This is a genomic window from Leptospiraceae bacterium, assembly GCA_024233835.1.
Lineage (GTDB): Bacteria > Spirochaetota > Leptospiria > Leptospirales > Leptospiraceae > JACKPC01.
This window is the reverse complement of sequence record JACKPC010000007.1, coordinates 38,874-54,380: the sequence shown is the minus strand read 5'-3', so window position 1 is coordinate 54,380 and position 15,507 is coordinate 38,874. Positions and strand designations below refer to the sequence as shown.

The 15,507-nt window shown below is 34.6% G+C and carries 9 protein-coding genes; 3 read left to right on the top strand and 6 right to left on the bottom strand.

Features of this window, described 5'->3' with window-relative positions:
• Complete coding sequence (locus tag H7A25_24355) at window positions 1–1,545, bottom strand: hypothetical protein (protein MCP5503053.1); 1,545 nt, start codon at window positions 1,543–1,545, stop codon at window positions 1–3.
• Window positions 1,546–1,675: 130 nt separating this feature from the next.
• On the opposite strand from H7A25_24355, the gene H7A25_24350 reads away from it, so the two are divergent.
• Window positions 1,676–5,032 (top strand): EAL domain-containing protein, encoded by a 3,357-nt coding sequence (locus H7A25_24350; GenBank protein ID MCP5503052.1) that lies wholly within the window; start codon window positions 1,676–1,678, stop codon window positions 5,030–5,032.
• Window positions 5,033–5,053: 21 nt separating this feature from the next.
• Here the strand turns inward: H7A25_24350 and H7A25_24345 are convergent, their stop codons facing one another.
• The 4 genes from H7A25_24345 to H7A25_24330 are packed head-to-tail and all read right to left on the bottom strand — an operon-like array spanning window position 5,054 to window position 13,110.
• Window positions 5,054–7,066, bottom strand: coding sequence for a response regulator (locus H7A25_24345; protein ID MCP5503051.1), 2,013 nt, complete (start codon window positions 7,064–7,066; stop codon window positions 5,054–5,056).
• The gene (locus H7A25_24340) at window positions 7,056–10,097 is read right to left on the bottom strand and encodes a hybrid sensor histidine kinase/response regulator (GenBank protein ID MCP5503050.1); all 3,042 of its coding nucleotides are present in this window, start codon (window positions 10,095–10,097) and stop codon (window positions 7,056–7,058) included. The genes H7A25_24345 and H7A25_24340 overlap by 11 nt, the downstream gene beginning before the upstream one ends.
• A gap of 18 nt (window positions 10,098–10,115) precedes the next feature.
• Window positions 10,116–11,069 (bottom strand): chemotaxis protein CheW, encoded by a 954-nt coding sequence (locus H7A25_24335; GenBank protein MCP5503049.1) that lies wholly within the window; start codon window positions 11,067–11,069, stop codon window positions 10,116–10,118.
• A gap of 1 nt (window position 11,070) precedes the next feature.
• Complete coding sequence (locus tag H7A25_24330; protein ID MCP5503048.1) at window positions 11,071–13,110, bottom strand: hypothetical protein; 2,040 nt, start codon at window positions 13,108–13,110, stop codon at window positions 11,071–11,073.
• Window positions 13,111–13,379: 269 nt separating this feature from the next.
• On the opposite strand from H7A25_24330, the gene H7A25_24325 reads away from it, so the two are divergent.
• The gene (locus H7A25_24325; GenBank protein ID MCP5503047.1) at window positions 13,380–13,676 is read left to right on the top strand and encodes a hypothetical protein; all 297 of its coding nucleotides are present in this window, start codon (window positions 13,380–13,382) and stop codon (window positions 13,674–13,676) included.
• A 10-nt stretch (window positions 13,677–13,686) separates the two neighbouring features.
• Here the strand turns inward: H7A25_24325 and H7A25_24320 are convergent, their stop codons facing one another.
• Window positions 13,687–14,124, bottom strand: coding sequence for a transcriptional repressor (locus H7A25_24320; protein ID MCP5503046.1), 438 nt, complete (start codon window positions 14,122–14,124; stop codon window positions 13,687–13,689).
• A gap of 458 nt (window positions 14,125–14,582) precedes the next feature.
• Here H7A25_24320 and H7A25_24315 point away from each other — a divergent pair, with 458 nt between their 5' ends.
• Complete coding sequence (locus tag H7A25_24315; GenBank protein MCP5503045.1) at window positions 14,583–15,248, top strand: Uma2 family endonuclease; 666 nt, start codon at window positions 14,583–14,585, stop codon at window positions 15,246–15,248.
• Window positions 15,249–15,507: the final 259 nt, after the last annotated feature.

The following is a 15,507-nucleotide window of genomic DNA, read 5'->3' as shown; positions in this document are numbered from 1 at the left end:
TCACTCGATCTCTAATTTAAGTTTTTTTGATATGTTTTGCAGGGTTTCTGCTGAACTCTTTAATTGTCTAATTTTCTCTGAAATTTCTTTAGAACTAAAAAATACTTTTTGAATATCATCTTTTAAGTTTACTGCGTTTTTACTTTCGTCTTCTGTCATGGTGTGCATTTCTTCTGCCATGTTCTGGATTCTATCGGTTCGTTCTTTGGTATCTGCAATAATCCGGGTTTGTTCAGTTACAATTGATGCAATTTCTTTTACCTCATTGCTTATTCCTCGGATTAGATTAATTACATTTTTTATGGATTTACTGGAACCCTGTATTTGCTCTACACCCGCATCAATAGCTGACTTCATGGATTGTATTAATTGTCCTATTAGTTTGGCGTTCTTGCTAGATGACTCGGCTAATTTATTGATTTCACCGGCTACCACTTCGAAACCCTTGCCCTCTTCTCCGGCTCTTGCTGCTTCAATCGCTGCATTCAAAGAAAGTAAATTTGTTTGAGAAGCCAGAGTGTTAATTACAGAGACTATTCGGGACGCGTTTATAAAAGATTCAGAGATATGATTCATATGCTCCATACTTTTATTTAAAACTTCCTCTCCCTTACCCGCCAATTTCAGGGTTTCATCTCCTTCTTTAGCTATCCTGTTTGAAGCTTTATCGACCCGGCTTATCACCTCATTTAAGGTTTTTATTGATTCACTATTCAACTGGCAGTTATCTTCCTGAATATTCGCCATATCTGATATACTGCTAATAGAAGAGGAAAAATGTTGAACCACTCCTATAGACTTCTCTGAAAGGAGTAATTGATCCCTGGACAAAGATTCTCCGTGTTTGATAATATCATCCACGTCGTTAATAATGAGATCCAGGTTTTCTACAGTTTGTTTTGCCTGTTGCATAAGTTTTTTCAAATGTTCTGATTGAAAGAGAGCATTATCTTCAGAAGCTTTAATAGTCAAAACCATTCGTCTAACAAACGTCGTAGCAAAATAGGCAGCTACCGTTACTGCAAAAATGAACAGGGCTCCGAGGATGATAGTAAGGGTGGTAACCGGAAAATGTGCCTTATCTGCTCCTTTAGCTTTCAGTAAAATGCCCAGAAAAGTAAAAATAAATGTGCAACTTAGACCCGTTATTAATGTAAAACGCGGAGAAAAACGCAGGATAGATTCTGTTATCATTAAAAAATAAATGGCATAAAGAACAATATCATTAATGGCTATAGTCATAACATTCGGATCACTTAAGCGTAGAAAACCAAATAGAACAAATGCGTAGCCGAAAAGTTCCAATCCCATAGTATAGTATTTTACCATAGGTGTATAAGCTTTTCTTTTTAAAATAAATATTGAAAGAAGAGTCGATATAAGATATATAACAATCCCGGCAACATAATTTCCCAGTATATCGGAAACCTGGTTTTTTACAAGATAACCCAGAACTGTACCGGCAGTAAAAATGAGAATTAAAAAAGCTCTTAAATAATTTGAGGCTCTTTCCCCATTGATTTCTAACTGAAGTTTGTGATCCATAGAAGAATAAGTTTCTAATTAAGTATGCAGGACTCCTATAAAAACACAAGTTTTTTTTAAGACTTCAGTATTTTGTTCTTTACCCCTGAGTAAAATTTAAAAGAATGAAGCGGCATAAGCTCAAAACTTTATGATATTGCCTCGATTATATCAGTTCATTTTGGCCTCTTTACTCCTTTTTTTCAGCCTAATACAATGTACCGGAGATTTTAAACCCGAATCAACAAACCTTTTTTTTTCTTTGGAGTCTCAAAATGGAAAAAATTGGTATCTCTTAGACCAAAAAACCGGGGATGGGGCCGGTCCGTTTAGCCTCCCTTCTCCTCATTATCCTGTTCAAGTTCCGGGAAACCTTTTCCAGGAAGACTCTTTTCAAAAGCATATCTTATTTCAAGATAAACCCAAACTTTTTTCTTACCTAAAAGCGATCATCACATTTTCTGAACCTGAAGAACGGGAGAAATTTACTAAAATTTTTTATCTGTCTACTGAAGTAAACATAAGCTCTCAGGAGAAATTAGCCATACGCCCCGGTCGAATCTCTGATAGATATGAACTTTATTTTAATGGTTTTTATATTGGAGGCTGCGGTAAATTCCATTCCCCCCGGCCCGAATGCTATGATAAAAAGCTAATTATAGATGTCCCGATTCCTTTATTACGAGAAGGTAAAAATCAAATACTTCTTAGAATTCAAAATTACTTTTATAAAGAAAGCGGAGTTTTATCCGGACCTCTGATTTTCGGACATACACATTACATCTGGAAAGAATATTTAAACAAGGAATATATCGATTTATTTCTAATCTTAACCTATTTTTTAATAGGGCTTCATATCATTGTCATCTTTTCGGATAAGAGAAAATTTAATTATTACTTATATTTTTCTTTATTTACATTTAGCCTGGTTGCTTTCTTATTCTTAAGAACTCAATGGAAGTATAATATTGTTTCCTCTTTATATCACATAAAAAAAGTAGAATACTTATTACTTACACTTTTATTTCCCTTGTTTTCCCTTTTCTTTCGAAATTTTTTAAAATACAAGTATACAGGGGTGCATAAATTCACGGATCTGCTCTTTTTCCTCATTTTTCTTCTCATGCTATTGCACCCATCAACGAGAATATGGAACTTTTTGAACTACAATGCAATGCAGTATTTGAACTATATCTACGTTATAATAAATTTCAATATTTTGATAAAGGAAATTTTACTTAAAAATAAGAAGGCAATTTTTATATCTATTGGTTCTTTAAGCCTTCTATTTACAGCTACCTTAGACATTTTACAAAACAATTTGCATTTATCCTTACCTACCAACTTGAGCCAATATGGCTTTTTTTTAATGATATTGAGTATAACTCTCATTTTAAATTATGAGCAATTTAAAATATTTAAAGAAAATGAAACCCTGCTAAAGGGAATCGAACAGAAGTATAGAGAATTAAATGGTCTGTATAAAATTACAAAACTTTTCTCTATTCCCGATCTTTCGGTTCAAAGTATTTTACAAACTATTGTAAAAATAGTTCCCAATCTCTTTCATCCGGAAAGAAAAGTGACAGCAAAAATTTCACTGGAAGGAAATATTTATACAAATTCAGAATATACTACTAAATCTTGCATTTCAAGAACGTTCGATTCTCCCAAAAACGAGGAAGGGACCCTTCAATTTTGCTTTCCGGAAGGCCAAATAGCGAATGACAATGACAAAGATATTTTAAATACCCTATGTCTTTTAATAGAACAAATTATAGATAAGGCTTATCTTTCTGAAAAAATTCGGCTTTCTGATCTTGTGATAGATAGTGCTATTGAGGGTATCGTAGTAACGGATTCTGATAGCTATATAGAATTTGTAAACCCGGCTTTCACTAAAATTACCGGTTATACATCGAAAGAAATTTTAGGAAAGAAGATCTCCATTTTAAAGTCAGATAGACATGATAAAAATTTTTATAGAAGTCTATGGGAAAACCTTATAAAAAAGGGATTCTGGCAGGGGGAAATCTGGAACAAAAAGAAAAATAAAGAAGACTATCTTGAATTGATTTCTATTACTTCAATAAAAGATATTGAGAATAAAACCACTAAATACGCCGCTGTATTTTTTGATATTACCGAACGTAAAAAAAGGGAAGAAGACATTCAGTTTTATGCTTATCATGATCCGCTTACCGGTCTTCCTAATCGACTCTTTTTCTTTGAAAAAATAAATGAACTTTGTAACAAAGAAAAAAAGCCTTTTATCTTAGTTTTATTAGATATTGATAATTTTAAACAGATTAATGATGCCTTCGGTCATAACGCAGGTGACTTATTTTTAAGAGAATCTGTTGAAAGAATTCAAGAAGGATTAAATCAAGATGATTTTATTGCCAGACTTTCCGGGGATGAATTTACAATCATCATACAGAGAAAATATGCAAGCTCTGATCTTATTAGTTTTATAGAAAATCTTCATAAACGTTACCAGTCTCCATTTACTATTGATGAGAAAATTATAAAGTCTTCTTTTAGTATAGGAATTACTCATTATCCGGATGAAGGTAATAGTCTTTTATCATTAATGCGCAATGCCGATTTAGCATTAAGAACTTCAAAAACTTCGGGTAAGAATAGATATACTTTCTTTAGCTTCGAACTATTAGAAAAATCTCAAAGACGTTTACAAATTGCAGAAAAACTTAAATTCGCCATAGAAAGGGAAGAACTGTATCTTAACTACCAACCGGTACTTCATATGAATACCGGAAATGTAAACTATTTCGAAGTCTTAATCCGGTGGAACTCAGCGGAACTCGGGATCGTTTCTCCGGACCAATTCATTCCAATCGCAGAGGAATCCGAACTAATTATTGAGCTCGGAAGCTGGGTGTTCCAAAAGGCCAGCACGGATTTAAGGAATCTTTTAGAACAGGGTTTTAACCATATTTCTTTTGCAATTAATGTTTCAGCAAAACACTTTGCCAGAGAGGACTTAAAAGCCGAATTATCTTACTTATTAGCTGAAAAGTCTCTGCATGTGGGTAATATCATTCTTGAATTAACTGAAAGTGCTGTTATGAATGATGTTGAAGCGGGAATCGAACAAATGGTATGGCTCGATGACCATGGAATCAAAATATCCATTGATGATTTCGGTACCGGTCATTCTTCTTTGAGCTATCTTAAAAAATTTCCTCTCTCTTTTTTAAAAATTGATAAATCCTTCCTGAATGGTTTTCCTACAGAAATAGAAGACTATATGATAGTAAATGCAACTATCAGTATGGCTCATAGCCTCGGTCTTGAAGTTATAGCAGAAGGAGTTGAAACTTTAGAACAATTATTAGCTTTAAAAAAATTATCCTGTGATAAAGTGCAGGGATATTTTATAAGTAAACCACTTCCGATTTCAGAATTAAAAAACTGGATGGAAGTGTATCCGAAGAGGTTTATGAACCTGTTAAACGAAGATAAAGAGTATCGAAGAACCTTATAAACTTGACTTTATCTTTTTAATCTATTTGGATTGTAAAGACCAAATTCCATCCCATGAAGCAGGTAATTTCTTTAAAAGATAATTACAACGGGAATAAAAAACTTTGGAAGGATTAAGCTTTTGTTTTATCTCCGGTTCGTACTGTATGCTTGCTTGAAAGAGTTGTTTGGCTTCAATGAAGTTACCCTCTATATACTCTTTTTTTGCCTTAGTAAAAATTTCGAGTAAGCTTTTCTGTTTTTCCGTTATAGAATCTTTTTCTCCCATCACCTCGTAAGCTATTACCGGTATTTCTTTACCCTTAACTTTCATTATATCAATTTCTCTAACTACTAAATCCGGATCTAACAAATCTACCACATCTTTACTAATTAATATGTCCACACCATATTGCTTACATGCAGATTCTAAACGAGAAGCAATATTTACTCCATCACCTATAAGTGTTAAATCGATACGGGAATTCGGACTGCCAATATCACATAAAATAACTTCAGCATGATGCAGGCCGAAACGAAGTGAAATGGAGTCTTTGGAAAAAACTTCATCATTTTTATTTAGCTTACTTATTTTATTATTTATTTCTAATGTAGTTTTTACTGCATTATTAATCGACTTCTGCTTATTTTCTAAAATCCAATATGCCATACAGGCATCACCAATGAATTTATCTATATCTCCCTCATGTTTCACGATAATCCCGGTCATAATATCAAATAATCGATTGATTTGCTCTACAATTTCTCTGGGTTCATAACGCTCTGATCTGGAAGTAAAACCGGCAATGTCACTGAAAAAAATAGTAGCATCTTTCTTTTCAGCTCTTACAGTACCTTCACTGCCATTAAGCAAAGCTTTTTGATGAGCCATTTGTACAGATGATTTAGATAAATATTTTAGCATCTGATTTTTTTCTGCCATAGCCCGGTTATCTGCCAGTACTCTTTCTACCGAAGCTAAAAGGGTATCCATAACAAAGGGTTTACGAATAATTCCGGCTGTTCCCATATTTGCTATCATCTTCATGTCCCAACTGGAATCTCTTGAAGTAAGCAGTATAACAGAAGGAACTTTTTTTTCCTTCAATGTTTTTAATGCCATCCATAAGTCCATAGCTGTTTGCTTATTCCCGATGTCCATTTCTGAAATAAGTATTTCATAAGAATATTTTTCCAATAAGAATATAGCGGACTCTATACTGCTAACAATACGAACAGAAAAACCCTGTTTCTTTAAACTTTTAGAAATATGATTACCAAGTTGTTTGTCAGTTTCTAATAAAAGTATACTTTCTCTTCCACTCAGTGTCTGAATAAAATTTCTTTTTATCCTATCTAATAGTTCCGGCACAACCACCGGTTTGGTGATATACTCATCCACTCCGGAGACAAAGCCTTTCTGAATATCAGCAGCAGAACCAAGGGTGCTGGACATGATGATATATATATTTTCAAGACCCGGTGTTTTACGAATTTCCTTGCATACTTCAAAACCATTCATATAAGGCATTTCTATATCGCAAATAATCAATTCGGGTCTTAGAGTTTTCGCTTTCTCCAGGCCTTCTTTTCCATCAAAAGCCTGTAAAACAGTATAGCCTTCTTCTTTTAGTGGAGGCAATAGATGATTGTGAATCAATTTAGAATCATCTATTAAAAGAATCTTTTGACTTTTCTGGGTAAGAGTATTAATTGTATTTAAAATTTCTGAAATATGGATAGGCCATTGAAGGATTCTATCAGCCGAATTACCTGCGTCTTCGAGAATACGATAATCTGATGAGAAGAATAGAATTTTTATCTCCGAGCCAAATGCACGCTTTAATTTTCGAGACAACTCAATTATTTCTGGCTCATTGGAATCTGATTGTAAGAAAATAATAGAATTTAAGAATTCAGTAATGTTTTTTAGAATTTGTTCTGAGCTGGTTACATGGACATTAAATTTAGAACTTCTTAACTCTAACTGAACATATTCTCGAAATAATATATTATCTATAGCAAGATAAATTGGCATTCCAACTTCAGGATTCATCACCCTCTCCATTACGTAAGTATTTATGAATACACTCTAATAATACATCAGGCTCTATAGGCTTTTCGAAGTATTCATTGGCTCCTAACTTAAAAGCAATATTCTTATCTTCCTGGGAAGTTCTGGAAGTAATGAGGATGATAGGAACATTCTTATAAAGAGGTAAGTTTCTTAAACGCTTCGTTAATTCAAATCCATCCATCAGGGGCATCACTATATCAACACATAGAAGAGAATAATTTTTTAGGGTTACCTGCTGTAAAGCTTCATAACCATTTTCTGCTTCCTCAACTATATACCCGGAACGAGATAAAATGGAGTTCATATTTTGTCTGTATATAGCAGAGTCGTCTACCACAAGAATTTTATGTTCCTTCTTCTCATTGTTTTTGGATAATTTAATATCTGTTATATTCAGTTTTTCTTTTGCTACTTCCAGAATTTCTCTTGTATTAAGAATCAGAACAAGTTTGTTATCACTGAGTATAGTGCAACCCATGATGAAAGGAGCCTTATGCAAAAGACTACCCAGGTTTTTTATAACAATCTCATGCCTTCCCAAAAGCTTATCGACAATTATGCCCAGACGATGGTTGCCTTCTCCTAATATAACCAGCGGAATAGAATCCGGCAAATAAAAGGAATGATTTATATCTAAAATGGAAGCAAGATGGACGACCGGAAGAACATGGTCTCGTAAATGGTAAATAACCTGCTTACCTACTTCCTTTAATTCTCCACGAGAAATAGTTATAACTTCATCTATATTAGACATAGGTAATGCTATTTGTTGGCTTCCGATGTCCAGAAGCAAGACTCGAACAGCGGCAAGTGTAAGGGGGATCTTCAAAGATATTGTGGTTCCTTCTCCCTTTTTACTGCTGAGTTCTATATTTCCCTGTATTTCATTAATCGTAGATTTCACAACATCCATACCAACTCCGCGACCTGAAATTTCAGTAATCTTACTGGCTGTAGAAAATCCCGGGAGAAATAATAAATCAAATAATTCGGTTTCATTCATGCTTTCCAGCTTTTCTTTACTAACCAAATCTTTCTCAATTACTTTTTGTTTTATCTTTTCTTTATCAATTCCTTTTCCATCATCTTTTATCTGAATAATCACATTCGAACCCTGGTAAAAAGCATTGAGTTCAATATTGCCTGTCAGTGGTTTGTTACATTTCTCTCGCTCTTCCGGTGTCTCGATGCCGTGATCGATAGAATTTCTGAGTATGTGTAAAATTGGATCGACAAGCCTTGTTATCATCACCTTGTCAAGTTCCGTTTCCCCTCCTTTAATTTTCATAATGACCATCTTGCCGTTTTGCCTGGCAATTTCTCTTGTCTGGGTTGGAAACTTTTCCAATAAGCTGGAAATAGGAACCATACGAAAGTTCATTACACTATTCTGAAGCTTGGTAGTAATGGTTTCTAAATTTTCCACATTTTTCTCTATATTTTGCTTCAGCTCGTTAAAAGCAATTTGTAGAAGCATCATTTCTTCTGTTACAGTAAGTTCTGTCCTGTAAACTTCACTGGCTAATTCATGATAAAACTTCTTAATGCAGGTTTCAACTTTATCTCTTTCGGAAGCTTTCATTTGAAAAAGTTGATTCAATTCTTCCAAAAGAAGATCATTGGAATTTTTCAAGCGATATATAAATTTTTCAGGTTCATTCTCAATGGCTCTCTCTGCAATCTTTTTTAAATCTCTATATAGTTTACCCAGAGTAGAAATTTGATCTCTAAATCGAATACGGGCGATAGGCAATTCCGAAGAAATATTCATTACCGTATCTAATTTTTCTGTACTAACTCGAATTACATTCATCTGTCTGGAAAAACTTTTTTTTACAGAGCTTGGGGAATTTGCTTCCTGTTTGTTTGCAGTGCTGCTAAGAACTTCTTTTTTTTCCGGTATATTACGAACAGGTTCTCCTTGCTCGACCTGCTTCTTTGATTCTTTTTGATTTAGTTCTTCCTGTTCGACACTTTCCTTCTTTCCCTGCACTAAAGTTATTTTATTAATAATAGGTTGGATACGTGAATAGATAGGTCCTTTGGAAGCAACTTCTTCGATCATCTCTAAAAGTATTTTATGTCCATCTAATATAATATCTATAATATTTCCTGAAATTTTCAACTCATTGGAACGACAGAGATCTAAGAGGTTTTCTATCGCATGACAGAGTTTCTCCATTTTCTGTATATTAAGTAGTCTCGCGCCTCCTTTGAGTGTATGAAAATTACGAAATAGTTGATGTAATATATCCTGTGAATCAGGTGCATTTTCTAATTCTAAAACTTGAGATGCGATTTGGTTTAAATTTTCACTGGCTTCTTCATAAAAGTCACTAATTAGACCTACTTTAGAGGGAGGTATTTCTAAGTCTTCCGGCTCATCATCGACTATTTCATTTGTAAGCAAAACCCTGATCTCTGTTTTCTTATCTTCCGGTTCTTCTTGAGTAATTTCTATTTTTTTTGTGAATTCCTCTTCTTTATTTGTTTCATATACCACATCATCTTGAACTATTACATCATTATTTTCCGGTAAAGACGCTATCCATTCACTTATAGGTTTATGTAAATAAGTTCTACATTCTTCAATTAAGGAAGACACATCCTGTTCGGATTTCTTGTCCTGGATTAAAGACTGAGTAATAATTCCTATCTCTTTAATAATTATCTTTATTAGATAATCGATAGAGTGCTTACTGGTAGTTTTTATCTCGCGAATAAAGTCCAAAATCACTTCTAAAATAGTAGCCAGATGAAGTATTTTTTTAAGTTTAAGTATTTCTGCAAAACCTTTAATAATATGAATCGTTTTGTAAAATTCATCAAATATTATAAGTTTATTCTTATTATATTCAATACCCTCTAGTTGCTTATACATTTTTTCTGTGGCTTCGAGAATAAAATCTGTAAACTTTTTATAAAGAGGATTTTCCAGAAGTTCTCGAGATAGGATTTCCGGATTTTTGTCTTCTTCAATTATACTAAAAATATCAATGGAATACTTCATAGGTATACTCCCGGTCGTTTAATGATCCATGAAGATCTGCAATTCTTTTAACTTAATAATATTTTCTGTAGAAATAAGTATACAGGTGTCTTCTTCCAATTGAAAAACACCTGCTGATATTTTTGCCATACTCTCCGAAAGTACACCATCACCGGGAATAAATTTTAAACTATCAAACTCATTCATACTACCCACAGAATCTACACAAATCGCAAATTCAATTGTTTCGTGTTGAACAAGAACAAAAACGGTGTTTTCATTTAGATTCCGATTATTGAGATTTAAAAAAGAGGATATATCCAGACAGGCTATTGCTTTTCCTCTCAGATTAATCAGTCCGCGAAGTAAAGTAGGAACCTTAAAGAGAGGGGCTACTGAAATATTTTCCAGCACCTCTTCTACATCATGTACCGGCAGGCAAAGGTTAATATTGCCAATTGAAAAAAATAGAATTTTATTTACTGTTTCTTTTTCAATACGTTCTCGCTCTTTTTTCTGTTGAAGACTAAATTGACCTTTTATCAATGACTGTAAAAATATGGAGATTCTTTTTGTATCAAGACATAGAACCATATTTTTCTCAATCATAGTACTGGCTAATATAAAATTTGCCTTCTCATCTAAGCCAGTTTCTCTTCTCTGCACCGAATAAGAAAAAATATTATGAAATCTGGACAAAATGATTGCGATAAAAAAACCTTCTTCCTCTAAAATTACAAGACTCGCATTGACTTTTAATAATTCAAAATCTAAATCATTTTCCCTATTGATACCGGAGAGTTCATCGGGGTTTATTACAGGTAATGGTAAGCCATTATAGTTAATCATACCCAGAATCGCTTTGTGTTTCCAGGGAGAAGGGTAGATCTCCAGCAATTCTCCAACTTCAATTACTTTCTGAAGAGGTATTGCATAAACATTTGTATCAAATAAAAAGCTAAAATACTTATTACTGTGTAAGGTGCTGTCCATTCTATTTAAAACCCTTATGCTGCAAAATTAAGACGATCCAACCCTTGCCCTTATAAAGATTATAGCCCTCTGTTTTTGCATAACCTATCAAGTAAATATGGTTTGTCTCCGGATCGCTTTCCACGATAAAACCATTGTTTCCTTCTGATGCCAGCTTAAAAGCTTCAAAGCGAGAAAAGTCCTTAATTAAAAAATCTTTTTCATTGTTAGAAGCAATCACCTGACCGTTCATATTTAAAAGGTAAACCTGACAATCGCTGTAAACCATCGCCGCATTTATAATATCAACAATAAAACTCCAATTAAATCTTGTTGTAAGCACGCCCACAATATTCCCATTGTAGTTCTTGACCGGAGCACAGTAAGAAACCGTATATTCATTCACCGTTTCGGAACGATACATATCGGTTACAGTAAGTTTTCCCTGTATAGCCTGCTGAAACCAATTTCTATCAGATTGTTCCTGGCCAATCAAATCTCGCCTGATAGCCGAAGCACAAATCACTCCATTCTGATTGAGCAGATAAATATCGTAGTAAACTTCATAGATAGTGTGAATTTCCTTAAGTAACTCGCAGGTAGCTTCTACCCCTTCATTGGTTTCTGCACAGTGAATAACTTCGTTAAAAATGGTCCAGGCCTGTACATCACAATTCCTTTCAAACAAATTTCTATCCACCTTATCTATAGTGTCAAAAGCAGCATCCGCAAGCCTGGCTGAAGCTGTTTCTCGAACAACGTGGTTTAATGAATCAAGAGTACTATTTATTTCTTCAGTCAATAGATCTGATTTTTGGGAGAATGCCCTTACTTCTTCTGCTAAAACCGAAAAAGCCCGACCCTCATCTCCTGCTCTATCAGCACGTATAGCCGCATTTAAAGCCAGAGTTGTAGTCACATTATTGATCCGGTTTATAGTTTCTATGGATTCACCCAATTGTTGCGTAATCTGCAATAGCTCGGAATTTGCATTCTCGGAGTTCGCCTGTGCTTTTTGTTTTACCTCGTTTTGATTTCGAGATTGACGCTCCTCAAAAGCTTCTATCATCACTACCGGATTTTCTATAGTAATAGGTTCGTCTACAATGATTGACCAACCTTTACCGGTATACGCATTATAACCATGAGTCCTTGAGTAACCATAGGCTTTCCACTGACCGTTTCTCGCCGTCTCAATACTAAACCCACGATTTCCCATAATACTTTGCTCCCCGGCACCGAGCCAGAGAACATTATCGCGTAATATTTCCGCCTTTTGTTTTGAAGCAATAACAGTTCCTATTGAATTAATCAAAACTATCTTACTGGATTTTTCTAATTTTACTTTTTCAATAATATCGTATATATAATCCCAATTAAAGCGTGTACTCAAAACTCCTATCACATTTTTGTTCTCATCACGGACAGGTGCAGAATAAGATATGGTATAGTTTTTTACCGATTCTGAATAGTACATATCCGTAACATATACATTATTAGTTTTAACTGTCTGTTTAAACCATTCTCTCTCAGATTGATTTTGTCCAACCAAATGACTGTTGCGAGCTGATGCAATTACACTTCCTTCCCGATTTAGAAGTAAAATATCATGATACACTTCATATGTATTTACAAGGTTCCGAATCAGATCGGTTGCTTTCTCCACACCTTCTCCGGTTTTACAGGCATACACATTGTCTTTGAATGAAGCCCAGGCCTGGCAATCACAATTTCTTTCAAACAAATTTCTATCGATTTTATCAATAATATCAATAGCAACATCAGCAAGCCTCACTGCAATAGCCTTGGAACAGCTTTTCCTTAAATTTTCTATCTGTCCGTTTATCTCACTAAAAGCTTCTTCAGACCGGGTAGAGAGAGTTCTTACCTGTTCAGAAAGTGAGGAAAAGTTATCAGCCAGTTGGGCGGTACGGGAAGATTCAATAGCTGCATTGATGGCAATTAGCTTTGTGGTGCTATTGATTTCCTTAATTTGGTGAAGAATATTACCTATTTTACTGGTTGCTGCAATGAGTTGAAAACTAATAGATTTATGTTCCATAGCATACCTGTTCCGGAAAGGATAGATTTGAAAAATTAATCAAACTGTACCAGATCTCAGCATTTTTTGATAATTTGATTAATACATCCAAGGAAGCAAAAAACATACCAACAATAAAAGATTGTTGCTTATTTCACTTCTGGAAATAAATTTTTTCCTTTTTGTTCTAGTCTCAAACTAAAACTATTCGTGATTAAATTTTTGTAGAAAAAAATAAAAACACCAGAACACTGCTATGGAATATCAAAGATGACTCAGGAAAATTAAGTATGGATTGGATACGTGAAAATATAGCCATCATTAATAGCTTACAGGGAAAACACAAGCGGGATGAAGAAGAGATACAGGATATGATAGACCTGGTAATTGAAACCTATAATGTGGAAATCCGCGAGTTACAGGAAGCTTATATTAAAAATTTGATATACATTGAGCCATTTCTGTATACGGGAGGAGATGAAGAAGAATGGCCTTATCATGCAAAGCTTATCCGTGAAGGTAAATTTCCCCTGAATAGAATACCCTTACACCTTCGAGCCCTCACAGAAAGGTTGTACTACAAATAAATGGATCCCATTATTCTTCCGGATTTTTCAACTGCCCTCGAATAATAATATCAACGGACTTAATTGTAAGGTTTGCCTCTTTTTTTTGGAGGTCTTTTTCTATTGCTTCAAGAAGATAGGCTTCCTCCTCTGTATTCAGTTCCACATCTATAATTTTACCGCTTGCATTATCAATAAAATGATGGTGTAGTTCGAAATTGGTATCGTAAATCGCCATGCCCGGTTTAAATTCCAGCTTTCGAAGAAGGCCCTTTTCCACAAACAGATTCAGGTTATTGAAAACAGTAGCTCGGGAGACAGAAGGAAAAGACTCATTCATAAGCTGGTTTATATCTTCCGCCGTCAGGTGCATTTTTCCCGAAAGCAATAAGTCTGCCATTTCGAGCCTTTGCCGGGTTAGATTGATGCCTTTTTTTTTCAGCAAATACTTGAGCTTATGATTCTCCATAATCCTAGATTAGAACAGATCTAAAAAAAAGCAAGCTTTTTTAGATCTATTCTAATTCTAATAATTTTTGATTCGGATTTTTAGATGAGATATATCCAATCTTCTAAATTAGACCCTGAGTTCTGGGATAAACCACGCTTTGGTTTGGAGGATATTTTCCGAAAGAAGGTCTTCATAAGATATTCATCGGGACTTTTTCAAGTGGTTCGTGATAACTTTTGAGCTTAGGGGACAAAAGAAAAGTTCTGTCTACTAAATAGATTTTCAAGATTCATTTGTTTTTAAATAGCTTTCTTGCAAAGCATAGGTTCAATCCTTTTTTCATATTGAATTTCTATTGAGGATATAAAAATTTAAAATAGCCAGAGAAAAGATTCTCCTCCTTACCACCTGCAAACCGATTTTAAATTATCCTTTACAAATTGAATCGAATATTCCAGGCTAAACACCTGCTTATTATGGAGACACAATACTATCACGAACTACTCAAAGCCGTAGAGGTGCAGGATCTGGGAGCCATGCATTTTAAAATCATTGACGAGCAGATTCTCTTTCAGGACGAAAACGGCCAGTTTGTAATCACCACAATTTCTGCGGAGAAAGACTATAATGAACACCATTTCGAACTGTTACCGGAAATGGCACCTTACCAGCTTATCGAAGGAAAAATAATATTTATGTATTCACCCACAGACAACCATCAGAGAATTTCAGGTAACCTTTTTTACTTTATAAAAGACTATTTAATGAAAAATCCTATTGGTGAGGTTCGCTATTCTCCTCTTGATGTTCGTCTGGATGAGAAAAATGTAGTGCAGCCGGATATTCTTTTTGTCTTCATTCGTCGCACAAGTATTATTGAGAAGAAAATCATGGGAGCACCGGATTTTATCATTGAAATCCTCTCAACCCATCGTAGAGATACATTGCAATGCATCTCTACGATGGGCCTGTATGGCCGTTTCTTAGTTCAAGAATACTGGATTGTTCATCCGGAAGAGCATTGGATAGAAGTATATCACAACAAAGCAGGAATACTATGGAAAAAGCAAACGGCCCGTGTTGGGGATACAATCAATAGCAAAGCCATAGAGGGCTTTTGTCTGGATGTGGCCCGGGGATAGGTAAAAAACTTATGGGTAAAGAGATGGCGGTAAGCCTGGCACAACTACAATAAATTTAGTATCAAAGGCCGTAAAAAAGGTACTATTTTTGCAGTAAAATGTCTCGGTAAGCGAGTGAGCCGTTGATTAAGGGGTAGATAAACCACCGAAAAGAATAATGCTTGTATTTCAAGCAATATGCAAATGTATAGTTAGTATTTAATAAAAGCTCACCGCTTTTAGGTAAAATTGAATTCCTATTGCAACCAACATTCGCAGG